Raw genomic sequence first — 23,137 nt, forward strand, 5'->3', positions numbered from 1 at the left:
GTCGCGCCCGTCACCCCCACCAGAGCTGGTGGTGCAGCGCCAGGCCGGACACGACGACGAGCGCCAGGCACTCGGCCACCTGCTCGGTGGCACCGAGCACGTCGCCGCTGATGCCGCCGATCTTGCGCATCGCCAGCCAACCGGTGCACGCGGCGGCGACGATGCCCGCCGCAGCGACGGGGACGATCCACCAACCGGTGGCAGCACCACCGATCGCGAGGCCGGAAAGCACCGCCGCAGCGACTCGCGTGCGTGCCAGGTCATGCACGTAGTCGACGCCGAGGCCGTCGCGGCGGGCGGTGGGCAGGAACGCCATCAGACCGACCGCACTCGCCCTCGCCACCGTGTGCGCGGTGACCGCGCCGGCGAACGCGACGGCGGGGCCGACCGAGACCAGCGAGGCGAGCGTGCCGGCGCGCAACACCAGCGAACCGGCCAGCGCGGCGACGCCGTACGTGCCGTGCCGGGGATCGTCGAGGATCGTGAGACGCTGCTCGGGCGTCCATCCACCGGCGAACGCGTCGGCGACGTCGGCTAGACCGTCCTCGTGGAAGGCACCAGTCGTGAGCACGCCGACGAGCACGGCGACGGTGCCGGCGACGAATGCCGGCACCAGCTCGCCGAGTCCCGCGGCGACACCGCCGACGAGCGCGCCGACGAGCGCACCGACGACGGCGAACCAGGCGACCGCGGCGGTCAGCTCGGGTGGCCGGCGCAGACGCAGCGGCATCCGGGTGAGGAACGTCAGCGCGCCGAGAAACGCCACTCGCGGATCACCCGAACCACTCGCCGAACGTCGGGACATCGGTCACCCCGGCGCAAGCCATCGCCACGAGGGGCAGGGCGGCCATCGCCCCCGAGCCCTCGCCGAGGCGCATCTCCAGGTCGAGCAAGGGCTCCTTCGCCAGGCGTTGCAGCAGGCGCCGGTGCCCGGGCTCGGCCGAGCAGTGGCCGACGAGGCAGTGGTCGAGCGCGTCGGCGCGCATCGAGTGCAGCGGTAGCGCGGCGGCCGTGACGACGTATCCGTCGATGATCACCGGCAGGCGCCGCAGACGGGCGGCGACGATCGCCGCTGTCATCGCGGCCAGCTCCGCGCCGCCCACCTCACGCAGCACCTCGAGCGGGTCGAGCACGCCTGCCACCCGCATCACCGCCTCACGCACGGCTTCCCGTTTGCGGTCGAGGCCGGCGTCGTCGACGCCGGTTCCCCGCCCCACCCACGCGGCCACCTCGCCCCCGCCCAACGCGGCGGCCACCGCGGCCGCGGCGGTGGTGTTGCCGATCCCCATCTCCCCGAGCACCAAGATGTCGGCGTCCAGCGCCTCGACCGCGCCCCGCCCGGCGGCGACGGCCTCGTCGAAGCGCTCCGGGGACATCGCCGGCTCGTAGCGGATGTCGCCGGTCGGTCGCCCGACCCCGACGTCGATCGCGGACACCTGAGCCCCGGCGACGGCGGCGAAGGCCGAGATCGTCGAGCGGCCGGCCCGGTACGCGGTCAGCATCGCCGCCGTCACGTCGGCCGGGTAGCGGCTGACCCCGGCCGCGGTCACGCCGTGGTCGGCGGCGAACACGAGTGCCGCCGGTCGCCGCACGGCAGGGCGATGGCTGCCCTGCCACTCCGCCGCCCATGCCGCCACTTCGTCGAGGCGGGCGAGCGCACCGGCGGGGCGCAAGATGTCGCTCGCCCTCGCCCTTATGGCGTTCCCGGCGTCGATGTCTGGTCCGGGCAGCGAATCGAGCGACGACCGCAGCCACCCCGCGCTCACGTCAGCGCCCTCCATGGGTCAACCAGCGCGACCACCCTCCCTGCCACGAGCAGCAGCGTGCGATCGGCGGCGGCCGCCCAGATCTGGTTGACCCGGCCGAGCAGGTCGCGGTAGCGGCGCCCGAGCGCAGACTCGGGGTGCAGCCCGAGCCCGACCTCGTTCGTGATCACCACGGTGGGCCCGTCACGTCGTGCGGCCGCCGACGCGGTGCGGGTGGCGAGCTCGAGCACCTCGTCGTCGCTGTGGCCGAGCCACATCACGTTCGACACCCAAAGCGTCAGGCAATCGACCACGGCGAGCGTTCCCGCCCCGATGGTGGCGAGCGCGCCCGCCAGGTCGTGCTGTTCCTCGATCGTCGGCCAGTCAGGGCGCTCGGCGCGGTGGCGGGCGATGCGCTCGGCCAGGTCGTCGTCGGCGGCGGTGGCGGTGGCGACCACGACGACCGCGTCACCGTGGCGCCGACCGATCTCGACCGCGAGCGAGCTCTTGCCCGAGCGCGCGCCGCCGAGCAACAACGTGAGCCCGGGAGGGGCGGCGCTCCGGGAGCTGGTGGTGGGCTCGGCAGGCATGGCGGAAGGTGGCGAGTGTAGGCATGCCTGCTACCGTCGTCGGCGTCCGGGTTCGCCCGGGCTGCACAGGTCCCAGCGAAGTCCGGTGAGATCCCGGCGCTGTCCCGCAACGGTGGTGCCATCGGCCCTACGGGGTCAGGTGGCCGAGCCCGGTCGCCTAACCGAGTGCGCGAAACCAAGACCCTCGAGGCAAGGGTGGTCAGCGCGGGTGCGTCGAAGCACCCGACTTCCCTCACTTGTCCTCCTCATCGTCAGGAGGATTCCCCATGAACCGAGTGCGCCGAAGTGCGCTCGCCCTCTTTGCCGCCGCGCTGCTCGGCGCCTGCGGGGGAGACGACGCCTCGTCCACCGACACCTCGGCACCCGTCGAGCCGACGTCGTCACCCTCGACGGACCCAGCGGATAGCGCACCGTCGGAGCCGGCCGCCGATGCGCCGTCGCGCATCGTGTCGCTCTCCCCGACGCACACCGAGATGTTGTTCGCGATCGGCGCCGGCGAGCAGGTGATCGCCGTCGACTCGCTGTCCAACTACCCGCCCGAGGCGGCTGCGGTGCTCACCGAGCTCAGCGCGTTCGAGCCGAACGTCGAGGCGATCGCGGCGTACGAGCCCGATCTCGTCGTGATCTCCGACGACTTCACCGGCATCACCGAGCAGCTCGCTGCCGTCGACATCGACGTGTGGAGCGGCCCCGCACCTTTCGACCTGGACGACGTGTACGCCCAGATCCAAGAGCTCGGTACGGTCACGGCCCACTCCGCCGGGGCAGACGAGCTGGTCGGTGAGATGAGAGCCGAGGTGGAGGCGATCCTCGCCGGCGCCCCCGAGCTCGAAGAGCCGTTGACCTACTACCACGAGCTCGACGACACCTACTTCTCGGTGAGCGCGAACACGTTCGTCGGTCAGATCTACGGCCTGCTCGGCCTGCGCAACATCACCGACCTCACCGAGGTGGACACCGACTACCCGCAGCTCTCCGCGGAATTCGTCGTCAGCGCCGACCCGGACCTGATCTTCCTCGCCTGCACCGTCGGCTGCGGCACGACCGCGGAGTCGGTCGCCGCCCGGCCGGGCTGGTCTGCCGTGACCGCGGTCCGCGAAGGGGGCATCGTCGCCCTCGACGACGACGTCGCCTCCCGCTGGGGACCCCGCGTGGTCGAGCTCTTGCGGGTGGCGGCAGATGCCGTCGCCGCCCACGCGACCTGAGCGTCGTGGACGGGAGACATCGCACCGGGTGGTGGCTCGCCGGCGCGAGCGCGGTGCTGGCCATCGCGTTCCTGTTCGGCGCGATGGTCGGGCCGGCCGGGCCGCCGGCGTGGCGCGTGCCGCTCGAGCTGCTCGATTGGCTGCCGCTCGTCGACGTGGACACCGGCGTCTCCTCGACCCAGCATGCGGTGCTGTGGGAGATCCGCATGCCGCGGGTCGTCCTCGCCGGCATCGTCGGGGCGATGTTGTCGCTTGCCGGCGCGTCGTACCAAGGCGTGTTCCGCAACCCGCTCGTCGACCCCTACCTGCTCGGCGTCGCCGCCGGTGCCGGCCTCGGCGCGACGATCGTGTTGAGCGTCGGGCGGGAGAGCACCGCGTCGTGGCCGATCGACCCGCTGCCGCTCGCCGCGTTCGTCGGCGGGCTCGCGGCGGTCGCGGTCACGTACCTCGTCGGCGCCGCGTTCGGCGCGGCACGCACTCCGGCGACGCTCGTGCTCGCCGGGGTCGCGGTGACCTCACTCGTCACCGCCGCCCAGACGTTCATCCTGCAGCGCAACAGCGACGTCGTGCGCCAGGTGTACGCGTGGATCCTCGGCCGGCTCTCCACGGCGACCTGGGCCGACGTCCGCCTGGTGATGCCGTACGTGCTGGTCAGCACCGTGGCGCTGCTGGCGCACCGCCGCCTGCTCGACGTGCTGCGCGTCGGTGACGACGAGGCTGCCGCCCTCGGCACCCAGGTGGAGCGTGTCCGGCTGACGGTCGTGTTGGCGGCGACGTTCGGGACGGCGGCGGTGGTCAGCGTCAGCGGGCTGATCGGCTTCGTCGGCATCATGGTGCCCCATCTGGTGCGGATGCTCGCCGGGGCCAGCTACCGCAGCCTGCTGCCGCTCACCGTCCTCGTCGGAGCAGCGTTCCTGATCGTCGCCGACGTCCCCGGGCGGGTGCTCTCCAACCCGGCCGAGACGCCGATCGGCGTCGTCACCGCGTTCCTCGGCGCCCCGTTCTTCATCCTCGTCTTGCGCACGCGACCGGGAACCGTGCGATGAGCACGCTCACGTTCCGCGGGCTCACCGTGCGCTACGGCCGGCGCACCGCGGTGTCCGGCTTCACCGCCACCGTCTGCCCGGGGGAGTGGATGTGCCTCATCGGGCCGAACGGGGCCGGCAAGTCCTCGATCCTGCGCGCCGTCGCGGGCGTCGTCGGCTACGACGGCGAGCTGCTGGTGGACGGTGTGCCGCTCGCGCGCACCTCGCACCGCAGGCGCGCCGAGCAGGTGGCGTACGTCGCCCAGACGCCGTCGCTGCCCGACGACATGACCGTGTTCGAGTACGTGCTGCTCGGGCGCAATCCGTACGTCGGCTACTTCGGCAACGAGACCCGTCATGATCGCGCGCTCGTCCACGGCGTGCTCGACCGCTTGCGTCTCGGCGAGTTCGCTCCTCGCCATCTGCACACCCTTTCCGGCGGTGAGCGGCAGACGGTCGTCATCGCCCGGGCACTGGCCCAGGAGGCCCCGGTGCTGCTGCTCGACGAACCGACGAGTGCGCTCGACATCGGCCATCAGCAGCACGCGCTCGAACTCGTCGACTCCCTCCGCCGGGAGCACGGGCTCACCGTGCTGTCGGCGATGCACGACCTGACGCTCGCCGGGCTGTACAGCGACCGGCTCGCCCTCTTGCACCAGGGTCATCTCGTCACGAGCGGCCCGGCCGACGAGGTGCTCGACGCGGAAGCCCTGGCGGAGTTCTACGGCGCCACGGTCAGCGTCCACCGTGACGAGCACGGCACGATCGTGGTCGTGCCCCAGCGCACCGCGCCACTCGCCTGAGCCTCACCTGCGCTCAGCCGAGGAGGAGGACGCCGACGACCCCGGCGAGCACGAGGGCACTCGCGGCCAGCTCGGCTCCGACGTGCTCCTCGTCGAGGTATCTGTGCGAAACGGCGAACGTGAGCAGCAGCTCGAGCTGGCCGAGCGTGCGCACCTTGGCCGCGTTCTCGAGCGTCATCGCGAGCGCCCATGCCGACGAGCCGAGCACGGAGAGCACGCCGACGGGCACCGTGGAGCGCCAGTGCCGGAACACCGTCACCACCTGCTGCCGCTCGGCGAACGCGAGTTGGGCGCCGTTGAACAGCGTCTGGATGGTGTTCATCGCGGCGACCGTGACCAGCGCGCGGATCACCGCGGGGTCGTCGCCGAGCGACGTCGACGCGGCGCGAATGCCGACGGCCGCGAGTGCGAACAGCCCGCCGGCAGCCAGCCCGGCGAGCGCGGCACGGTCGCCGAGGTGGTGCAGCGCCCGCAGTGGCGCCCCTGGCGGGGTGGCCAGGCGCACCACGCCGGCGATGCACACGAGCGCGGCCACCCAGCCGAGCGGTTGTAGCGGCTCACCGAGGAACAGCGCCGAGTACAGCGCGACCTGGATCACCTCGGTCTTCGCGTACACGGTGCCGATCGCAAAGTCGCGGCGGTCGAACGCAGTGATCAGGGCCACGGTGCCGAGCACCTGCGCGATGCCGGCGGCGGCGACGATCGGCCAGAACCGCCAGGGAATGCCGGGCAGGTCGCGCCCGCCGATGGTGAACACGAGGGCACACGCGGCGAGCGCGAGCGGAGCCCCGAACACGTAGCGGACGAACCCGGCGGCGCTCACCGAGAGCACCGCGCGCAGCTTCTGCTGCGACGCGGTGCGCGCCACCTGGATCACTGTCGCGAGGAGCGTGACAGGGACCCACATCACCGCCAGGCTGCACCGCCGGAGAGCTACGTTGCGAACCGATGCGCGCGATCTCTGCCGACGTCGAGGCTGCCCGTCGCTCGCACGAACGATTGCTCGCCGCCCTCAGCGGCCACGACGGCGGTGAGCGCCTCGGCGACGCTCACGTCGGACTCGCCTCGCTGCTGCCCGGATGGACCGTCGGCCATGTGCTCACCCACATCGCCCGCAACGCCGACGGCCACCGACGGATGCTCGACGCCGCGAGCCGGGGGGAGATCGCCGAGCAGTACCCCGCGTTCCCCGGCGGCGACTCGCGAGCGGCCCGCGCCGCCGAGATCGACCAGGGTGCAGCCCGGTCGGCAGACGCGCTCGTCGAAGATCTGCGTCGCTCGGCGCAGCTGTTGGAGGACGCCTGGGCGGCATGCACACCGGAGGGCTGGACCGGACACGGGCGCGGCACCGACGGCGCCCTGATCGCGGTCGCCGACCTGCCGTTCCGACGCCGGCGCGAGGTGGAGGTGCACCGCCACGACCTCGGCTCGGGAGTGCCCGGGGCGAGTGCTCCCGGCGAGTGGCCACGCGACTACGTGCGGGCGGAGATGACGCGCATGCGCATGGCCTGGAAGGCGCGCCGGCCGATGGGACTCGGCGAACTTCCCGCCGAGATCACCGCGTTGACCGAACACGACCAGCTCGCCTGGCTGCTCGGGCGACTGGCGCTGCCCGGTGTCCCCCCTGCCGACCTGATGCGCTAGAGCGCGGCCCGGCTCAGTTCGACGCCGCCGCGGCGAGCGCGTCTCCGCGGCCGGCGGCGTTGGAGACGGCATCGGCGGCGTGCTGTAGCTCCAGCGCGTCGTCCTCGTCGAGCTCCAGGCTGAACGGGTCGATCCGCCCGGCAGCTACGGCCTCGACCAGCAGCGCGCTCGCCAGCAGGCTGGCCATCAGTGCCAGCCGGTCCTGCTCGGCCCACAGCGCGGTGTCCGCCACCTCGTCTCCGTCGCCGGCGAGGCGGCTGGCGAGCAGCTTCAGCCCGATCCCCTTGGCCAGCTTGGCCAGCGGGTGGGAGACCAGCGGCACCCGGTCGGCGAGCAGAGCCACGGCCGCGATCTGGGCCTTGCGCTCGGACCACTCGTCGATCTCGGCGTCACGCAGCACCTCGGCCGACGCACCGATCGCGCCGGCGATGTCGTCGACGACCTGGCGGCGCTCGTCGCGGGCGTGGGGCAGGCCGGTGGCGGCCAGGGCGACGGCCAGGCCGAGCCCTTCCGCGAGAGCAGTGGCGCTGCGCGGATCGTCGGCGACCCACACCAGGTGCCCGATGGTGTCCACCGGGCGGCGACCCCAGCGCGGCGCGAGCAGGGAGAGGTGGAGCTGCCACGGCGCGACGACCGCGCCGAGGGCAGCTCGCACCGCGTGCCACTGGTTGACGACGGACCAGTCGAGGCGGGAGGCCTCGACGAAGTCGGGGTCGGCGACCATGTCGCGCAGCGCGTCGAGCAGCCCGAGCAGGCGCACACCCGCGCGGCGCTCGTCGGTGGTCGCCGGATCGGTGGCCGCGTGGACGACAGCGAACGCGAGGTGCGGATCACGCGCCCCGAACATCAGCGCGAAGACAGCGCCGTCGAGCACCAGGCGCTCCACCGCCACCCCGCTCGCCTCGGGATCGCCGGCGAGAAGCGGGAGCACCCGTTCGGCGACGGTGGCGGCGGACGTCGTCCGGTCGATCCACCACGGGCGCCCACCGCGGGACCAGCGCACCAGGATCTCGGCGACGGCCAGCCCGAGCGCGCCGCCACGGAGCTCGGCACCCTGAAGGAGCACCGCCGCGCCGTGGGGGTCACCGTGGCGCGCGACGGCGACCGCCGTGCCGATCTGGCCGGCGGCCGCCACCACCTCGCCGAGCAGCACCAGGGTGCGTTCGAGCCGGGTGACCGGCGCCCGGTCCGCACCGGGGGTTCGGCCCGCGGCGGACAGCTCGGCGTCCTGCAGGCGTCGTCCGAGCGCGTCGACGAGCCGCAGCAGACCCGCGGTGCCGAGCTCGTGCAGGAAGTGCTCGCTCTCCTCGGTGGAACGCGCGATCTCCGCCGCCCGGCGCGCCAGCACGTCGACCCCGTCCCCGTCGAGCAGCTCGTCGAGCTGGTCCCCCTGCGCGAGCTGGTGCCCGAGCGACTCCGCGCCGCGCAGCCCGCGCGCGCCGCTGCCCGGCCCGGCCGCGGGATCGGTGCTGAAGCTCCATCCCGGCAGCGAAGCGAGCGCGAGGAGGTGGGCATGCTCCAGGTCGCTTGGGTCGGGCGCGATCGGCCGGTAGCCCTCCATCACCGCACACGTCGACAGTCCGCGCAGGCGATCGAGCCACGGCGCGAGACGCCGGCGCGCGGCGGTGGCCGTTCCCGCCGCCGAAGCGAGCTCGGGCGACGCCGCGCCGACGGAGGCGGCGGCGTCGAGGTCGCCGAGCGCCGCGTCGAGCATCCGCCTCAGCGCGTCCACACGCGCCCGGTCGAACGCGAGCATGCCGCCCAACTCAGAGCCCCGGTCCCGACAACTCCCGCGCCAGTGCGGCGCGGGCCTCGAGATGCAGGCGGCGGGCCGCGGCCCTGGCGTCGGAGGTTGCTGCCGCGAGCTCCGCGCGGGTGACGCGCAGCAGGCGACAGAGCTCGTCGGCAGTGGGTCCGATCCACGTGTCCGGCCCGCTGGCGCGCAGCAAGCTGTCGATCTCGACGCCCGCGAGTGAGCGCGCGAGCCGCTCGCCAACGAGCGCGCGGCGTTCCAGTTCTTCGGCCGTGGTCACTGTCGCCTCCCTCCGGTGGTCGCTCACCCAGGTGTGTGGGGGCGAGCGGGCGAGGCGCGGCAGCCGTGTTCAGATCTGCTTGCGCACCAGGCGGTGGGGCAGTGCCGTCGTCTCGTCGATCGTGCTCTCGCCGGCCACCTCGAACCCGTGAAGCAGGTAGAAGCCGAGCGCGGTGTCGCGGGCGTTGGCCCACACCGTGTCCGTTCCGACGTTGCGGGCGTGTTCGATGCCGGCGGCGAGCAGACGTGACCCGTGGCCCTCGCCGCGGTGCTCCGGCATGGCCGCCATGCCGCGCAAGCGCACTGCGGGGGAGGCCTCGCCGGGGAACGGGTCGAGGAGCCACGTGCTGACGGCGACGATCTCGCCGCCGGAAGCGAGCACGGCGAGGTGCACCGTGTCGGCGTCGTCGTCGCCGTCATAGGTGACCGTGCTCACCGGCGTGCCGTTGCGCAGCACCGTTCGGCGAAGTCCGTGAGTGGCCGCCGCGGGGACAGAGCTCACCCGCCAGCCGGCATCGCCATCGCTGCTGTGTTCCATCTCAGCCGGCCGTGACGCGCACGGCGTCGCCCGCGATGTGGGCCGACCGGTACATCGCGTCGACCACCCGGTGAGCGGCGACGGCGGTGTGCAGGTCGGGCCAGGCCGGCCGGGAGTCGCGGATCGCGGCGACGAACGCGAGGTCGGGGTTGAGCTCTCCATCGGCCAGGTCGACCGCCTGCGCGGCGAGCTGCTCGCCGCCGAGGGAGCCCTGCTCGCCGCTCGCATCCGTCCAGCGCACCGGGCCGAACCAGTCGTCGCCGTCGAGGGCCACGTAGCGGCGCTCGCAGAACACCTCGAAGTGGCGCATGCTCGGGCGCGCCAGATTGTCGTGCCACACGCTGAGCAGCGTGCCGGTGGCGCCTCCCTCGAAACGGAACGAAGCGGCGACCGCGTCCTCGATGCCGAGATGGCCGTGGAAGTTGGACTGGTGGGCGCTGACGACGTCGATCTCGCCGACGACGTGGCGCAACATGTCGACGTCGTGGATGCTGTGTTCCAGCAGCGTGCCCGAGCCGGCGAGGTCGGAGTCGCTGCGCCACGTCGAGCCGTACTGCCCCTGGATCGGGATGTACTGGTCGTCGCGGAACGTGACCGCCATCACCGCCCCCGCGGCAGGCTCGTGGACGAGTTGGCGGGCGAACAGGTAGGCGGGCGAGCGCCGCAGGATCAGCCCGACCTGGTGCACGATGCCTGCTTCGTCGGCGATGCGGGCCATCAGCTCGGCCTCGGCGAGGTTGGTGGCGAGAGGCTTCTCGCAGAAGACGTGGACACCTCGCCGAGCGGCTTCGGCCAGCAACCGGTGGTGCTCGGACGTCCACGAGCAGATGTACACCGCGTCGCAGCCGTCGAGCACCTCTTCCGCGGAGCCGCAGGCGTGATGGCCGCTGGCGGCCGCGAAGGCCTGAGCTCGCTCGGAATCGGGGTCGAACACGCCCGCCCGGTCGATCTCCGCTCCCGCGCCGCGCAGCATCTTGGAATGGAACGTGGCGATCAGGCCGGCGCCGAGGAAGCCGATGCGCAGCGTCATGCCGCGCCGCCGAGCGCCGCGGCGAGGGCCTCGGCCTCGGCCTCGGAGAAGCTGCCGGAGATGACCAGCTCCGGTCCGAGCACGGGCTGGGAGATGACCGGTGCCGAGACGACGAAGCCGTCGACGGTGAACGCGACCTGGCCGCGGGGACACGTCGGATCCTGCGCCACGCAGCGGCCGGCGAGGTCGTCGGCGGCGGCCGACCCGACCGGGGAGAGCAGGATCGTGACCGACCACTGGCCCTCGACCAGGCCCGACGTCGCCTGCACGACCGCGGACTCGTCGAGCACGCTCGGGCCGAGCTCGTAGGCGAGCCCGGTGGCGTTCTCCGGCGCGATGACGGTCGTGTCGGGATCGTCGCCGCCCATCGGGTTGAGCGACATGCCGTCGACCGGAAGCGGCGCGAGGACCGCCCGCAGCCGCAGCACGCCTTCGATCGGGGGCAACGGGGGTTCGGGCGGTGCCGTCGTGGTCGTCGCGCCTGTCGGTGTGGGTGGTGCCGAAGTCGCGTCGTCGCCGGCCTCGTCGTCGCCACCGCAGGAAGCGAGCAGGGCGATCGCCCCGCAGGCGAGGAGCGTGGCGAGTCGGCGCATCGACCCTCGACGCTATCGACCGAGATCGTCCAGGTCGCTGCGGTCGCCGAGATCGCCGAGGTCGCCGAGGTCGCCGAGGTCGGCGAGGTCGGCGAGTTGCAGCACCCGGTCGGCGAGCGTGACGGCCTCGTCTCGGTCGTGGGTGACGTGCACCGCGGTGGTGCCCGCGGAGCTGAGGATGCGCCGGACGTCGCCGACGAGTCGCCGGTGCAGTTCGGCGTCGAGCCCGGTCAGCGGCTCGTCGAGCAGCAGCACCCGTGGCCGTGGCGCGAGGGCGCGCGCAAGCGCGACGCGCTTCGCCTCGCCGCCGGACAGCTCCGTCACCCGGCGATGGTCGAAACCGGGCAGGCCGACCAGGTCGAGCAGTTCCCCCACCCTGGCCGCGATCTCCGCCGAGCGAGCGCGCTGCATCCGTAGCCCGAACGAGATGTTGGCGGCGACGTCGCGATGGGGGAAGAGCTGCTCGTCCTGGAACACCATGCCGACGCCGCGCAGGTGGGTGGGCGCTTCGGTGACCTCCCGACCGCCGATCAACACCTGGCCACCGTCTGGGTGGAGGAGGCCGGCGATCACGCGCAGCAGCGTGCTCTTGCCCGAACCCGACGGGCCGAGCAGTGCCACCGTCTCACCCGGAGCGACATCGAACGACACCCGGTCGAGGACCGTCCGGGGGCCGAAGCTCACGGACACGTCGACGACCTCCAACGCCGCCGGCCCCTCGGCACCCACCCGCGGGGTCATTGCCGCGACCCCTGCCGGAGAGCTCGCGCGTCGGCCTCGCCGATCACGTCGCGGGCACCGATCATGCCCAGCGCCGCGACGGCTGCCACGGTGAGGCCGAGCAGGATCACGGCCAGCACGTACCCCTCGGCCTGCACCAGCTCACCGGGCCGACCGAGGTGGCGGCCGATGGCGATCGGCAGCGTCTCGCGGTTACGGCGGGTGAGGAAGCTCGTCGCCCCGAACTCGCCGAGCGAGACGGCGAAGGCGAACGCTGCGCCGGCGGCGAGACCGCGGGCGGCGAGGGGCAGCTCGATCTCGCGCCAGACCCGCAGCGGAGCGGCCCCGAGGGTGCTCGCGGCGTGGCGCAGGTCGGCGGGTAACGCGCGCAGCACGGGCAGCACGGCGCGGACCACGAACGGCACCGCGACCAGTGCATGCACGAGCGGCACGAGCCACGCCGAGTCGCGCAGGTCGAGGGGCGGCTCGTCGAAGGTGATCAATATGCCGAAGCCGATCGTGACCGCCGAGGTGCCGAGGGGCAGCATCAAGCCGACGTCGAGGGCCCGTCCGGCCCGCCCGCTACCGGCGATCGCGAACGCCGCGAGCGCGCCGAGCACGAGCGCGACGATCGCCGCGGCACAGGCGTAGCGCAACGAGGTGGCCACGGCGTCCCATGTCTGCGCAGCTGCCGAGGCGCCTTGGGACTCGGCCGATCCGAGCCGCCAAGCGCTGAGCGACCACTGGTCGCCGACGCGGAACGAGCGCAGCACCAGCGCGACCACGGGCACGAGCATGGTCACCCCTGTCAGCAAGGCGCCCCCGATCACGAGCCGCCGTTCCCGCCCCGGGCGCGGCCGGCGGCGGGGTGAACCGGCCTGCAGGGCGAGCGGGACCGCGGTTCTGGCCTGGTCCCTGCTCCACCACCAGAGCAACGATCCGACGGCGACGAGCTGCACGACGGCCAGCCCGGCGGCCCCGGGCAGGTCACCGAGCTGCGCGGCGCGCAGGTAGATCTCCACCTCGATCGTCGCCCGGGCGGGGCCGCCGAGGATGCGGATCACGCCGAACGATGTGAACGTGAACAGGAACACGATCGACGCCGCGGCGACGATCGAGGGGCGCAGCAGAGGCAGCGTGACGTGGCGCACCACCTGCCAGTTGGACGCGCCGAGGGTCCGGGCGGCAGCGGCGAGGTCGGGGTCGAGCTGTTCCCACAGCGTGCCGACGGTGCGGACCACGACGGCGATGTTGAAGAACACGTGGGCGGCGAGGATGCTCCAGACCGTCCGGTCGAAGCGCTCCGGGCTGAGCGCGAGGAACGCGGCACCGACGACCACGGTGGGCAGCACGAACGGCACGGTGACGATCGCGAGCAGCACGCCCCGGCCGGCGAAGCGGTAGCGGGCGATCAAGAACGCGGGGAGCATCCCGACGACCAGGGTGGCCAACGTGGAGACGATCGCCTGCCACAGGGTGAACCAGGCCACCGAGCGGATGCCGGGGTTGCGCACGAGGTCGGCGAGCACGCCGAGGTCGAACCCGCGAGCGAGGATGGCCGCCAGCGGCCACACGAACAGCAGGCCGACGAACACCACCGGCGCCGCGGCGAACGCGACGAGCAGCCGGGTCGGGTAGCGGTCGGTCACCGCAGCACGATGGCCGTCCATTCGTCGACCCATTGCTGGCGGCCGGCGGCGATCTCGTCGGGATCGAGCCGGAGCGGGTCGGAGGGGATCACGGCGTGCTGCTGGAACGACGGCGGCAGCTCGACAGCGGTGTTGGCCGGGTAGACGAACAGCGTCTCGGGCATCGTCGCCTGGAAGGCGGGTGAGGCCAGGTAGTCGACCAGCAGGCCCGCCGCCGCCTCGTGCTCGGTGCCGCGCAGCACGCCCGCGAACTCGACCTGGCGGAAGCACGTCGCCTCCACCACGCCGGTCGGCGCGGGGGAGCCGTCGGGCAGGGGCGGGTCGGCGAAGAGCACCTCGGCGGGGGGACTCGACCCGTAGCTGACGACGAGCGGGCGGTCACCGCCGGCCCTGGTGAACTCGATGCCGTAGGCCGCCGACCACCCGTCGACGACGAGAACACCGTTCTCGCGCAGCTCTTCCCACCACTGCTGCCAGCCGGGGTCGCCCAGCTCGGCCACGGTGGCGAGCAAGAACGCGAGCCCCGGCGACGAGGTGACCGCGCTGGGCACGACGAGCAGGTCGGCGTAGGCGGGGTCGACGAGATCGGCGAAGTCCGCAGGTGGTACGAGGCCGAGCGCGTCGAGCGCTTCGACGTCGTAGTTGATGCAGACGTCGCCGAAGCTGACCGGGGTCAGCTCGTGGCCGGGGACCAGCGCGCTCAGCTCGGGGTCCAGCCCGGCGACGGTCGATTCGTACGGCTCGAACACCTCACCTTCGATCGCGCGTGACAGCAGCGTGTTGTCGACGCCCCACAGCACGTCACCCTCGGGGTTGCCGGCGGTGAGCACCGCCTTCGCGACGAGCTCTCCGGCGTCGCCGCCGAGGGCGAGCTCCACCTCGATCCCGGTGGTGGCGGTGAACTCGTCGAACGCGTCCTCGGGCGGCGTGAACGAGTCGTAGGAGAGCAGCGTCAAGCTGGCCGGCGCGTCGGTCGTGTCGTCGGTCGTGTCGTTGGTCGTGTCGTCGGTCGTGTCGTCGCCGCCGCAGGCGACCGTGGCGAGGGTGGCGAGGGTGGCGAGGGCGGCGAGGGCCGCGAGCGAAGGGAGCGAGCGTCGGATCAGCACTGTTCGGCCTCCTCCTGCGGGACGACGACGGCGAGCACCCCGGCGGCGACCGACACGGTGGCGGTGCGCCCTGCCAGCTCGTTGCTGACCCCGCGTGTGGTGCCGGCGGGGAGGTCTTCGCCGTCGAGCGGCCAGCGCAGCCCGGTAGTGGTCACCTGGTGGGCGGTGCCGGCGAGGGGCAGCAGGCTCACCGTCGCGCCGGGCCGAACCGCTTCGACCGTCGTCTCGGCCGGCCCGTGGAGCACACGTACGAGCGTGCTCCCGAACCAGGCTTCGAGCTCGCCGACCTCGGCGAGGTCGGGGTCGGCGAGGGCGAGCAATGCGGCGAGGGCGTGGTCGAGGCGTCCCCCTCCGCCGGCCAACACCACAATCCGTCCGTAGCCGCGGTCGGCGGCGAGCGCGAGCGCCAGCGCGGTGTCGGTGGCGTCCTTGTCGCACGGGTGCTCCAGCACGGCGACGCCCGCGCGGCGGGCCTGCTCGAGCCCGGCGGCGCTGACCGAGTCGAGGTCGCCGATCACCACCGCCGGGTCGAGCCCGAGGGCGAGTGCATGGTCCAACCCGGAGTCGGCGCAGATCACGTCGGCGCCGTCGGGAATCCGGCCGGCGAGTTGTGGGTCGGGCGGTTCGCCGCCGATGACCACGACCGCGGACCGCTGTCCGGCTGGGGTGCTACGCCTCGTGGCCACTCGACTCCCTCCGCTGGCATTACCCAGATCAGGTCTCGGGTCGGTGGTGGCGACCACCCTCTCAGCCCGCCGGACCTGCGAGCTCCCCGTCGTCAGACGAGCTCAGGCTAGCCGCGCCGGCGCGTGTGCTGACCAACGTGAAGAGCGTGAGCCCGGCGACGACGAGCACCATCCCGACGATCTGCACGGGGCGGATCGTCTCGCCGAGGATGACGAACGCCCACCCCACCGCGAGCGCCGGCTGGGCGACCTGCATCACGCCGATCGTCGCCACCGGCACGTGGCGCTGGGCGAACACGATCAGGCCGTGAGCGCCGACCCCGGTGAGCGCGAGGAGCGCCATCGTGGCCACCCAGCCCCGCGCCGTCATCTCGGTGACGCCTCCGCGCACCGCGACGATCGGGATCAGCGCGAGCGTCCCCACCGGGGTGACGGAGGCCATGAACTCGCTGACCGTCATCCCTTGGCGGGCGCGCTTCGTGGCGAGCAGGTATGCCGCCCAGAGCAGCATCGCGACGAGCACCAGCAGGTCGCCACGCACCGACGCGGTGCCGGTGGACGAGCCGCCGAACAGCACGATCGCGACGCCGACGACGGCGACCAGTCCCCACGCCAGGGCGCGGCGCTCGACGTGCTCGTGGAACAGCCTCGCACCGGCGGGCATCAGCACGAGCGGGGTCAGCGCGCCGAGGAACTCGGCGTGGGCGATGCTCGTCATCGTCACCGCGGTGAAGAACGCCGCCAGGTTGACGCCGAAGAGCAGCCCCGGCACCAGCGTGCGCCGGGTGCTGTCCCAGGTCACGCGCTGGCCCGCGACGCGAGCGATCACCCACCAGACGACGATCGCGGCGAGCATCCTCCAGAACGCGATCACCGAGCCGGGGACGCCTGCCCACTTCACGATCGAGGACGACACCGAGAAGGCCAGCACTGCCACACCGACGGCAAGTAGGCCGAGTGCCTGGTGCGACGGAGCCCGGCCGTTGGGCCCCGGGCTCACCTTTCAGGGTCCCGATGGATGTCCGGCTCGATGTAGACGACACGGGCGGTGGGAACTGCGGCGCGCAGGCAGACCTCGGTCTCGTCGATCGCGGCGGCGAGCTCGGCCACCGACAACGCCCCATCGAACTCGAGCTTCGCCGCGACGAGCAGCTCTTCTGGTCCGATGTGCTCGGTGCGCAGGTGGATCAGCCGCCGCACCGGCGGCGAGGCCTCGAGCGCGTCGACGATGCGCCGCTGGTCGCCGGCTGCCGCCGACTCGCCGATCAGCAAGCCCTTCATCTCCATCGCGAGCACGAACGCGATGACGACGAGCAGCACGCCGATCGCGATCGAGCCCGCGGCGTCCCAGCGGGGCTCGTCCGTGAAGTGCGCGAGCAGCACACCCGCGAGGGCGAAGAACAGCCCGATCTCGGCACCCGTGTCCTCGAGCAGGACAACGGGCAGCTCGGGCTGCTTGGAGTGGCGGATGAACTGCCACCAGCCCATGTCCGCGGGCTTCACGTGGCGGGTCTCCTTGACCGCGGTGCGCAGCGAGAAGGTCTCGAGCACGATCGCGAACACCAAGATGCCGATCGCGATGCCGAGGTTCTCGGTCTCGTGGGGGTGGCGCAGCTTCTCGATGCCCTCGTAGAGGGCGAACAGCCCGCCCATGCTGAACAGCACCATCGCCACGACGAACGACCAGAAGTACCGCTCGCGCCCGTAGCCGAAGGGGTGCTCCGGGGTGGCCTGGCGGCGGGCGCGCTTGCCGCCGAGCAGCAGCAAGGCCTGGTTGCCGGTGTCGGCCAGCGAGTGGGCGGCCTCGGCGAGGAGCGAGGCGGAGGAGGTCACCAAGAACCCGACGAACTTGGCGATGGCGATGCCGAGGTTGGCGAAGAACGCGGCGAAGATCGCCTTGCGGCTGCCTTGTTGCACCCTGCAAGGATGGCACAGGCGGGCAGCTGCAGCCTGCGGCGCGGCATCCCCGCGCATGAGGAAGAGGGGGAAGCGATGGGGGCACTGGACGCCCGAGTGGCGCTCGTGACCGGCGGCGGCCGGGGCATCGGCAGGGCGATCTCCGAGCTGTTGGCGGCGGAGGGCGCTGCGGTGGCGGTGAACTACCGCCGTGACGGCGCATCGGCCGACGAGACGGTGGCCGCGATCCGCGCCGCCGGTGGGCAGGCGTCGGCGTATGCGGCGTCGGTCGACGATGCCGACGCCGACGCCGCGATGGTCGACGCGGTGATCGCCGACTACGGGTTCGTCGATCTGCTCGTGTGCAACGCCGGCATCGCGTCACGTGGACTTGCCGTTGCCGATACCGAACCCAGCGAGCTGGTGCGCGTCGTCGCCACGCACGCGCTCGGCCCGCACCACCTCTGCCGCCTGGTGCTGCCGTCGATGCGCACCCGCGAGCGGGGCGACATCGTGATGGTGTCGTCGGTGGCGACGACGTTCATGGGGGCCAACGGGGCGCCGTACAACATGGGCAAGGCGGCCCTCGAGGCGCTGGCGCTGACGCTCGCGAAGGAGGAGCGCCGCCACGGCATCCACGTCAACGTCGTCGCCCCCGGCCTCGTCGAGACCGACATGGGGGTTCGCCTCGCCCGCGCGGTCAGCGGCCGCAGCGACCTCGACGACCTGCGCAGTCTCGACGCCGGGTCGCCGTTCGGGCGGGTCTGCCAGCCGCTCGACGTGGCCAAGGTCGTGCTGTGGCTGTGCAGCGACGGCGCCGGGTACGTGACCGGCCAGCGCATCGAGTGCGACGGAGGCGGCAGCCGCTGACCCCCGGTGCGAGCGCGCGACCCGCCGATAGCGTGGACGGGCATGAGTAGTCCGCTCGCCGCTGCCTCCGACAGCAGCGATCTCATCGTCACCATCACCGCCTCCGCGCTCGCCAAGCTGATCGAGCTGCGCGAGGACGAACCCGACGCGGACAGCCTCGGGCTACGGCTCGAGGTCGTCAGCCGCCCGGGTGAGGACTTCACCTACGACCTGTCGTTCGACGAGTACCGCAAGGCCGCCTTCACCGACGAGGTGCGCACCCACGAGACCTTGAAGGTCGTGATCGCGGCGAAGGACGTCGAGCTGCTCCAGGGGGCGGTGCTCGACCACACCGAACCCACCGGGCTCGTCATTCGCAACCCGAACAAGCCGGCAGCCCCGGTGATCGAGGGTCTCACCCGCGACGACGAGCTGTCGGCCGAGGTGGAAGCGATGCTGGCCGGCGAGGTCAACCCCGCGCTGGCCGCCCACGGCGGGTTCGTCAGCTACGTCGGCCACGACGGCGACGGCACCGTGTACCTCACCATGGGCGGAGGCTGCCACGGCTGCGCGATGAGCCGGATGACCATGCTCGAAGGCGTCCAGACGATGCTCGTCGACTCGGTGAGCGGCGTCGTCGCCGTTCGCGACCTGACCGACCACTCGACCGGCGAGAACCCCTACTTCACCTGATCGTTCCACCTGCCGCGCGTTCTCGGTCGGATTTGTGACGGCGAATTCAAGCGGTGGTCGCGACAAGCTCGGCGAATCGTTCGGCTGGAGTATCCCATGCGAGGGTCTTGCGGGGGCGTCCGTTGAGGAGCGCAGCGATGTGGTCGAGATCGTCTTGGGTGTGCACGGACAGGTCGGTGCTCTTCGGTAGGAATTGGCGCACGAGCCCGTTCCAGTTCTCATTGCTGCCACGTTGCCATGGCGAGTGCGGGTCGCAGAAGTACACGTCGACGCCGGTGGCGACACTGAATGCTTGGTGACTGGACATCTCGGTTCCTTGGTCCCAGGTCAGCGAGCGGACCAGCTGGGTTGGAAGGCGGGCGATGTTGGCTTCGATCCGCTCGTTGACATGGGCAGCGGTGCGAGCGTCGAGCTTGATCAGCATCCCCATCCGTGTGCTCCGCTCGACCAGAGTTGCCACGGCGCTGTTGCCGTTCTTGCCGATGACCAGATCGCCTTCCCAATGCCCGGGGATCGCCCGGTCCTCGATCTCGGCGGGCCGCTCAGAAATGTTGACCATGTTCGGGATCCGACCCCTGGTGTCCGGCGTGCGCGAGTGCGGCCGGCGGGCCGCCCGCCCGGACCGCAAGCAGGCGGCGAGCTCTTTGCGCAGCTCGCCTTTGGCCTGGATGAACACCGCCTGATAGATCGACTCGTGCGACACCCACCACTGTGACTGATCAGGATGATCTCTGCGGAGACGTTCAGCGATCTGCTCGGGTGACCAGGTACGTTCACGAATCAAGGCCTGCACCTCGAGCCACAGCCACGGTCGTTGCTCGGTCCATGATGGCTTCGGACGTAATGCGGCCTGATCGGCATGCTCCTGGGCGACGAACGCCCGATAGTGATGGCGACCGCCACAACGAGCGATCTCCCGACCGATCGTTCCCCGATGACGACCCAACCGGATAGCGATCGCGCTGTTGGTCTCGTTGCGTTCGATCCCGACCCGGATCTCCTCACGTTCCTCCAACGTCAAGGCATCGTCGCGGAGCTTGCGATCACGTAACACCGTCACAGCTTCCTCGGCAGCGCGCAGCTCCAACGTGCTCTTGGCGACACCGGCGATCGCAGCAGCTTCAACCCAGGTCGCACCCCGAGCCAGAGCCCTCAACCCTGGGAACACCACCGACAACCGCAACCTCGGCCGGCCAATCTGAGCCATGCGACACCTCCTCAATCAGGAGCTGTCGCGCTCACCCCTTGAACTCGCCGACACATAGCGCGACTCAACCGACCGAGAATGCAGCTGATTCAGACGACGACGACGGCGTGGGTCTCGCCGTAGCCGTTCGGCTCGTAGCCGTCGGCGTCGGGATCGTCGAACCAGGAAGCGCCGGCGGGTGACCCTGAGCAGTAGCGAAAGCGGATCGTCGAGCCGATCGGCAACAGCACGGCCACGGAGCGGGTGCCGTTGGAGCGCTTGCGCATCGGGTGCTCGGCGGGGTTCCACCCGTTGAAGTCGCCGACCACGGACACCGGCTGGCCGGCGTCTGGGACCGAGAAGGTGACCTTCACGTTGCGCTGATCGATCGGGTTGCGCCGGATCACAGGGCACATTCTGCCGCACGCCGGTTACCGGCCGGTAATCACCAGGTTTCCGCAGGATGAATCGCCGGGCCGCGCAAGAGATGCCCGGGCAACTCGCCGGTGTGCTCGTCGTCGGCGACGGTCTGCGTGCCGGCGCAGAACGTGGCCGCGTAGCCCCTGGCCCGCTGCACGAGGCGGCGACCTCCGGCGGGCAGGTCGAACGCCATGCGGGGGACCTCGAAGCCGAGGTGTTCGTAGTCGATGACGTTCAGGTCGGCGCGCATGCCGGGAGCAAGCAGGCCGCGATCGAGCAGCCCGTAAAGCTCTGCGGTCTGGCGGGTCTGGCGATGGACCACCAGCTCCAGGGGCAGACGTGGCCCCCTGCTGCGGTCACGGGTCCAGTGGGTGAGCATGAACGTCGGCATGCCGCCGTCGCAGATGGCTCCGCAGTGCGCGCCGGCGTCGGAAAGCCCCATCCGGGTGCGGGGGTGCAGGGTGGCATCGTGGGTGAACGACAGGTCGCCGTAGCTGTAGTTGAAGAACGGGGCGTAGATCATCCCGTTGCCGTCGTCCGCGGTGAGCTGGTCGAGTACCAGCTGCATCGCGGGCACGCCCCGGGCGGCGGCAAGCGCCGCGACCGAGGTGTCCGCACTCGGCTCGTAGTCGATGTCGGCCCCCTCGACCAGCCACATGCGATCGAGCTTGCCGAGCACGGCGTTCGCGAAGAATCCCCCGTCGTCGGGAACGTCGTCGACGATGCGCCGGCGCCGCTCGGGCTCGGCGAGCGCGACGAGACGCTCGGGCATCGCCAGGTGCTGCACCTCTGCGTACGCCGGGTGGAACAGCAGGGGGTGGATGCTGCCGTGCAAGCAGTAGAGGATGCCGATCGATCGCCCCGCCACCTGGGCGTAGAGGCCGAGCCCGTCGGCGGCCGCCTCGTCGAGCAGGCCGAGCACCCGCCGCCATACGTCGGGGGCCTGGTCGGGCTGGTTGAGGTTCACGCAGACGGGCCGGCCTGTGCGGCGGGCCAGCTCACGCATCCACGGCCACTCGTCCGTCGGCACCCGACTGTGCTCCGGTGCGAACTGGAACACGCCGTGGCCCACGCGGGCCAGTGCCTCGCCGATGCCCCACAGCTCGTCGGCGTCGGCGTCGGTGCCCGGCACCAGCTCACCCGACTTCGAGCGGTGCAGCGGGGTGCGGCTGGTGGAGAAGCCGAGCGCGCCCGCACGCAGGGCCTCCTCCACCAGCACGCTCATTGCCGCCACCTCGGCGGCGGTGGCGGGTTCGTTCGCGGCACCGCGCTCGCCCATCACGTACGCCCGCAGCGGGCCGTGAGCGATCTGGGTGCCGATGTCGAGGACGTGGGGGTGGGCGTCGATCGCGTCGAGGTACTCGGGGAAGCTCTCCCACTCCCACGTGATCCCCTCGGTCATCGCCGAGCCGGGGATGTCCTCCACACCCTCCATCAGCTCGATCAGCCACTCGTGGCGCGCAGGATCGCGGCCGCCGGTGCGAACCCGACGCCGCAGTTGCCCATCACGACGGTGGTCACCCCGTGCCACGAGCTCGGTGTCATCCACGGATCCCACGACACCTGGGCGTCGTAGTGGGTGTGCACGTCCACCCACCCCGGCGTCACCAGACGACCGTCGGCGTCGAACACCCGGCCCGCACCGGCCGTGGGCGCGGTGCCGGGCGCGACGACTGCTGCGATCCGGCCGTCTTCGACGACCACGTCGGCGTGACTGCCGGGTGCTCCCGAGCCGTCGACGACGAAGCCGTTGCGGATGACCAGAGCGTCGCTCACGGTGACATCTCAGCAGATCCGACGGACTCGCCGGATCGCCCGAGGCGCTCGAGCACCTCGTCGTGCAGCACCCCGTTGGAAGACACCGCCGAGTCGTGGAGGTACGTCGCCTCGCCGAGCCTGTCGGTGAACCGACCGCCGGCCTCCTCGACGATCACCTGCACGGCCGCCAGGTCGTACGGCGCGAGGCCGATCGCGTCGATCGCCACGTCGACCGCGCCCTCGGCGACGAGCATGTGCTGCCAGAAGTCGCCGAAGCCGCGCGCCCGGTAGGCGTCCTGCTGCAGCTTGACGAGGGCCGGGGTCAGCCCGAGCGCGTCCCAGCCGCGGTTGAAGGTGACGCATACCTGCGCCTCGGCGAGGCTGGCTGTGGTCGACACCCGCAGCCGGCGGCCGTCGCCGTGCGCTCCCGAAGCGCGCGCGCCCCACCATCGCCGGCCGAGCGAGGGCGCCGAAACCACTCCGACGACGGCGCCGAGGCGCGCGTGGGTGAGGGCGATCAGGCTGGCCCACACCGGAATGCCACGCACGAAGTTGGACGTGCCGTCGATCGGGTCGACCACCCACCGCCAGGGGGAGTCCGTCGCGCCGGCGGCGCCGTGCTCCTCGCCGAGGACGCCGTGTTCGGGACGGGCCCGGGACAACGACGCGACGATCGCCGCCTCGGCTCCCCGGTCGGCCTCGGTCACCTCGGTGCGGTTCGGCTTCCAGTCGAGCGTGAACGAGCGCTGCTCGTAGAGCGGCAACGTGATCGAGTCGGCGAGGTCGGCGAGCTCGAGCGCCAGGTCGAGCTCCGCGGTCAGGTCGAGCTCCGCGGTCAGCTCCGCGGCCAGCTCCGCGGTCGGGTCTGCGGTCGGGTCCGCGGTCGGGTCCGCGGTCAGGTCGAGCGGTTCGTCGCCGGTCACAAACGCCGAACGTACCCGCGGCTATCGCGCCAATCTGTCAACGAAT

General features: G+C 71.9%; 24 protein-coding genes, 1 pseudogene and 1 riboswitch. Of the genes and pseudogenes, 6 read left to right on the forward strand and 19 right to left on the reverse strand.

All coding sequences use genetic code 11. The features are described from left to right. Positions 1 to 10 precede the first annotated feature (10 nt). The 3 genes from IPM43_11755 to IPM43_11765 are packed head-to-tail and all read right to left on the reverse strand — an operon-like array spanning position 11 to position 2,335. Entirely contained in the window at positions 11 to 766 is a 756-nt protein-coding gene (locus IPM43_11755) for an adenosylcobinamide-GDP ribazoletransferase (protein QQS24086.1), read from the reverse strand. A 7-nt stretch (positions 767 to 773) separates the two neighbouring features. Beyond that, the gene (cobT, locus tag IPM43_11760) at positions 774 to 1,781 is read right to left on the reverse strand and encodes a nicotinate-nucleotide--dimethylbenzimidazole phosphoribosyltransferase (GenBank protein QQS24087.1); all 1,008 of its coding nucleotides are present in this window, start codon (positions 1,779 to 1,781) and stop codon (positions 774 to 776) included. Further along, positions 1,763 to 2,335 carry a bifunctional adenosylcobinamide kinase/adenosylcobinamide-phosphate guanylyltransferase gene (locus IPM43_11765; GenBank protein QQS24088.1) on the reverse strand — a complete coding sequence of 191 codons (573 nt, stop codon included), beginning with the start codon at positions 2,333 to 2,335 and terminating at the stop codon, positions 1,763 to 1,765. The genes cobT and IPM43_11765 overlap by 19 nt, the downstream gene beginning before the upstream one ends. A 266-nt stretch (positions 2,336 to 2,601) precedes the next feature. Between IPM43_11765 and IPM43_11770 the strand changes: the two genes are divergently transcribed. The 3 genes from IPM43_11770 to IPM43_11780 are packed head-to-tail and all read left to right on the forward strand — an operon-like array spanning position 2,602 to position 5,368. Continuing rightward, entirely contained in the window at positions 2,602 to 3,540 is a 939-nt protein-coding gene (locus IPM43_11770; protein QQS24089.1) for an ABC transporter substrate-binding protein, read from the forward strand. Beyond that, positions 3,474 to 4,586, forward strand: coding sequence for an iron ABC transporter permease (locus IPM43_11775; protein ID QQS26446.1), 1,113 nt, complete (start codon positions 3,474 to 3,476; stop codon positions 4,584 to 4,586). Before IPM43_11770 ends, IPM43_11775 begins: the two co-directional genes overlap by 67 nt. Next, positions 4,583 to 5,368, forward strand: a complete 786-nt coding sequence (locus tag IPM43_11780; GenBank protein ID QQS24090.1) for an ABC transporter ATP-binding protein — start codon at positions 4,583 to 4,585, stop codon at positions 5,366 to 5,368. Before IPM43_11775 ends, IPM43_11780 begins: the two co-directional genes overlap by 4 nt. Positions 5,369 to 5,381: 13 nt before the next feature. On the opposite strand, the gene IPM43_11785 is transcribed toward IPM43_11780, so the two are convergent. Then, positions 5,382 to 6,275: an EamA family transporter gene (locus IPM43_11785; protein ID QQS24091.1), complete on the reverse strand. Its 894-nt coding sequence runs from the start codon at positions 6,273 to 6,275 to the stop codon at positions 5,382 to 5,384. A gap of 41 nt (positions 6,276 to 6,316) precedes the next feature. Here IPM43_11785 and IPM43_11790 point away from each other — a divergent pair, with 41 nt between their 5' ends. Beyond that, positions 6,317 to 7,012 (forward strand): maleylpyruvate isomerase N-terminal domain-containing protein, encoded by a 696-nt coding sequence (locus tag IPM43_11790; GenBank protein QQS24092.1) that lies wholly within the window; start codon positions 6,317 to 6,319, stop codon positions 7,010 to 7,012. 13 nt (positions 7,013 to 7,025) lie between these two features. On the opposite strand, the gene IPM43_11795 is transcribed toward IPM43_11790, so the two are convergent. The 11 genes from IPM43_11795 to IPM43_11845 all read right to left on the reverse strand — a co-directional run bounded on the left by IPM43_11795 (position 7,026) and on the right by IPM43_11845 (position 17,340). After that, positions 7,026 to 8,768: a hypothetical protein gene (locus IPM43_11795; protein QQS24093.1), complete on the reverse strand. Its 1,743-nt coding sequence runs from the start codon at positions 8,766 to 8,768 to the stop codon at positions 7,026 to 7,028. Positions 8,769 to 8,778: 10 nt separating this feature from the next. Beyond that, positions 8,779 to 9,045 (reverse strand): hypothetical protein, encoded by a 267-nt coding sequence (locus tag IPM43_11800; protein QQS24094.1) that lies wholly within the window; start codon positions 9,043 to 9,045, stop codon positions 8,779 to 8,781. A 69-nt stretch (positions 9,046 to 9,114) separates the two neighbouring features. Further along, entirely contained in the window at positions 9,115 to 9,582 is a 468-nt protein-coding gene (locus IPM43_11805) for a GNAT family N-acetyltransferase (protein QQS24095.1), read from the reverse strand. A 1-nt stretch (position 9,583) separates the two neighbouring features. Continuing rightward, the gene (locus IPM43_11810) at positions 9,584 to 10,612 is read right to left on the reverse strand and encodes a Gfo/Idh/MocA family oxidoreductase (protein QQS24096.1); all 1,029 of its coding nucleotides are present in this window, start codon (positions 10,610 to 10,612) and stop codon (positions 9,584 to 9,586) included. Then, a complete protein-coding gene (locus IPM43_11815) occupies positions 10,609 to 11,205 on the reverse strand; it encodes a hypothetical protein (protein ID QQS24097.1) in 597 nt (198 codons plus the stop codon). The genes IPM43_11810 and IPM43_11815 overlap by 4 nt, the downstream gene beginning before the upstream one ends. Positions 11,206 to 11,217: 12 nt before the next feature. Further along, positions 11,218 to 11,946, reverse strand: coding sequence for an ABC transporter ATP-binding protein (locus IPM43_11820; protein ID QQS24098.1), 729 nt, complete (start codon positions 11,944 to 11,946; stop codon positions 11,218 to 11,220). Then, positions 11,943 to 13,595, reverse strand: coding sequence for an iron ABC transporter permease (locus IPM43_11825; protein ID QQS24099.1), 1,653 nt, complete (start codon positions 13,593 to 13,595; stop codon positions 11,943 to 11,945). Before IPM43_11825 ends, IPM43_11820 begins: the two co-directional genes overlap by 4 nt. Beyond that, positions 13,571 to 14,674, reverse strand: coding sequence for a thiamine ABC transporter substrate-binding protein (locus IPM43_11830; protein QQS26447.1), 1,104 nt, complete (start codon positions 14,672 to 14,674; stop codon positions 13,571 to 13,573). The genes IPM43_11825 and IPM43_11830 overlap by 25 nt, the downstream gene beginning before the upstream one ends. Beyond that, positions 14,674 to 15,366, reverse strand: coding sequence for a thiamine diphosphokinase (locus tag IPM43_11835; protein ID QQS24100.1), 693 nt, complete (start codon positions 15,364 to 15,366; stop codon positions 14,674 to 14,676). The genes IPM43_11830 and IPM43_11835 overlap by 1 nt, the downstream gene beginning before the upstream one ends. Beyond that, positions 15,355 to 15,464: riboswitch (TPP riboswitch) on the reverse strand. It overlaps the preceding gene by 12 nt. Then, positions 15,428 to 16,366: a DMT family transporter gene (locus tag IPM43_11840; protein QQS24101.1), complete on the reverse strand. Its 939-nt coding sequence runs from the start codon at positions 16,364 to 16,366 to the stop codon at positions 15,428 to 15,430. Its footprint overlaps the riboswitch before it by 37 nt. Further along, a complete protein-coding gene (locus IPM43_11845; protein ID QQS24102.1) occupies positions 16,363 to 17,340 on the reverse strand; it encodes a cation transporter in 978 nt (325 codons plus the stop codon). Before IPM43_11845 ends, IPM43_11840 begins: the two co-directional genes overlap by 4 nt. A gap of 18 nt (positions 17,341 to 17,358) precedes the next feature. Here IPM43_11845 and IPM43_11850 point away from each other — a divergent pair, with 18 nt between their 5' ends. Continuing rightward, positions 17,359 to 18,132, forward strand: coding sequence for an SDR family oxidoreductase (locus IPM43_11850; protein QQS24103.1), 774 nt, complete (start codon positions 17,359 to 17,361; stop codon positions 18,130 to 18,132). A 42-nt stretch (positions 18,133 to 18,174) separates the two neighbouring features. Continuing rightward, positions 18,175 to 18,804, forward strand: a complete 630-nt coding sequence (locus IPM43_11855) for a NifU family protein (protein ID QQS24104.1) — start codon at positions 18,175 to 18,177, stop codon at positions 18,802 to 18,804. 46 nt (positions 18,805 to 18,850) lie between these two features. On the opposite strand, the gene IPM43_11860 is transcribed toward IPM43_11855, so the two are convergent. The 4 genes and pseudogenes from IPM43_11860 to IPM43_11875 all read right to left on the reverse strand — a co-directional run bounded on the left by IPM43_11860 (position 18,851) and on the right by IPM43_11875 (position 22,989). Continuing rightward, positions 18,851 to 20,011, reverse strand: a complete 1,161-nt coding sequence (locus IPM43_11860) for an IS30 family transposase (protein ID QQS24105.1) — start codon at positions 20,009 to 20,011, stop codon at positions 18,851 to 18,853. 89 nt (positions 20,012 to 20,100) lie between these two features. Next, the gene (locus IPM43_11865) at positions 20,101 to 20,406 is read right to left on the reverse strand and encodes an isoamylase early set domain-containing protein (GenBank protein QQS24106.1); all 306 of its coding nucleotides are present in this window, start codon (positions 20,404 to 20,406) and stop codon (positions 20,101 to 20,103) included. A gap of 29 nt (positions 20,407 to 20,435) precedes the next feature. Then, positions 20,436 to 22,186 (reverse strand): annotated as a pseudogene (locus tag IPM43_11870) (amidohydrolase family protein). Continuing rightward, on the reverse strand, positions 22,183 to 22,989 hold the full coding sequence (locus tag IPM43_11875; GenBank protein ID QQS26448.1) for a histidinol-phosphatase: 807 nt from the start codon (positions 22,987 to 22,989) through the stop codon (positions 22,183 to 22,185). The pseudogene IPM43_11870 and the gene IPM43_11875 overlap by 4 nt, the downstream one beginning before the upstream one ends. Positions 22,990 to 23,137: the final 148 nt, after the last annotated feature.

This window comes from Actinomycetota bacterium, from assembly GCA_016700055.1.
In the GTDB taxonomy this organism is placed as follows: domain Bacteria; phylum Actinomycetota; class Acidimicrobiia; order Acidimicrobiales; family Ilumatobacteraceae; genus Kalu-18.

Excerpts from the sequence above, each read along its gene's own strand:
- IPM43_11865 (QQS24106.1), bottom strand. The coding sequence starts at position 20,406 with ATGTGCCCTGTGATCCGGCGCAACCCGATCGATCAGCGCAACGTGAAG.
- IPM43_11820 (QQS24098.1), bottom strand. The coding sequence starts at position 11,946 with ATGACCCCGCGGGTGGGTGCCGAGGGGCCGGCGGCGTTGGAGGTCGTC.
- IPM43_11810 (QQS24096.1), bottom strand. The coding sequence starts at position 10,612 with ATGACGCTGCGCATCGGCTTCCTCGGCGCCGGCCTGATCGCCACGTTC.
- IPM43_11790 (QQS24092.1), top strand. The coding sequence starts at position 6,317 with ATGCGCGCGATCTCTGCCGACGTCGAGGCTGCCCGTCGCTCGCACGAA.
- IPM43_11845 (QQS24102.1), bottom strand. The coding sequence starts at position 17,340 with ATGCGCGGGGATGCCGCGCCGCAGGCTGCAGCTGCCCGCCTGTGCCAT.
- IPM43_11770 (QQS24089.1), top strand. The coding sequence starts at position 2,602 with ATGAACCGAGTGCGCCGAAGTGCGCTCGCCCTCTTTGCCGCCGCGCTG.
- IPM43_11825 (QQS24099.1), bottom strand. The coding sequence starts at position 13,595 with ATGGACGGCCATCGTGCTGCGGTGACCGACCGCTACCCGACCCGGCTG.
- IPM43_11795 (QQS24093.1), bottom strand. The coding sequence starts at position 8,768 with ATGCTCGCGTTCGACCGGGCGCGTGTGGACGCGCTGAGGCGGATGCTC.
- IPM43_11860 (QQS24105.1), bottom strand. The coding sequence starts at position 20,011 with ATGGCTCAGATTGGCCGGCCGAGGTTGCGGTTGTCGGTGGTGTTCCCA.
- IPM43_11850 (QQS24103.1), top strand. The coding sequence starts at position 17,359 with ATGGGGGCACTGGACGCCCGAGTGGCGCTCGTGACCGGCGGCGGCCGG.
- IPM43_11785 (QQS24091.1), bottom strand. The coding sequence starts at position 6,275 with ATGTGGGTCCCTGTCACGCTCCTCGCGACAGTGATCCAGGTGGCGCGC.
- IPM43_11815 (QQS24097.1), bottom strand. The coding sequence starts at position 11,205 with ATGCGCCGACTCGCCACGCTCCTCGCCTGCGGGGCGATCGCCCTGCTC.
- IPM43_11805 (QQS24095.1), bottom strand. The coding sequence starts at position 9,582 with ATGGAACACAGCAGCGATGGCGATGCCGGCTGGCGGGTGAGCTCTGTC.
- IPM43_11765 (QQS24088.1), bottom strand. The coding sequence starts at position 2,335 with ATGCCTGCCGAGCCCACCACCAGCTCCCGGAGCGCCGCCCCTCCCGGG.
- cobT (QQS24087.1), bottom strand. The coding sequence starts at position 1,781 with ATGGAGGGCGCTGACGTGAGCGCGGGGTGGCTGCGGTCGTCGCTCGAT.
- IPM43_11780 (QQS24090.1), top strand. The coding sequence starts at position 4,583 with ATGAGCACGCTCACGTTCCGCGGGCTCACCGTGCGCTACGGCCGGCGC.
- IPM43_11855 (QQS24104.1), top strand. The coding sequence starts at position 18,175 with ATGAGTAGTCCGCTCGCCGCTGCCTCCGACAGCAGCGATCTCATCGTC.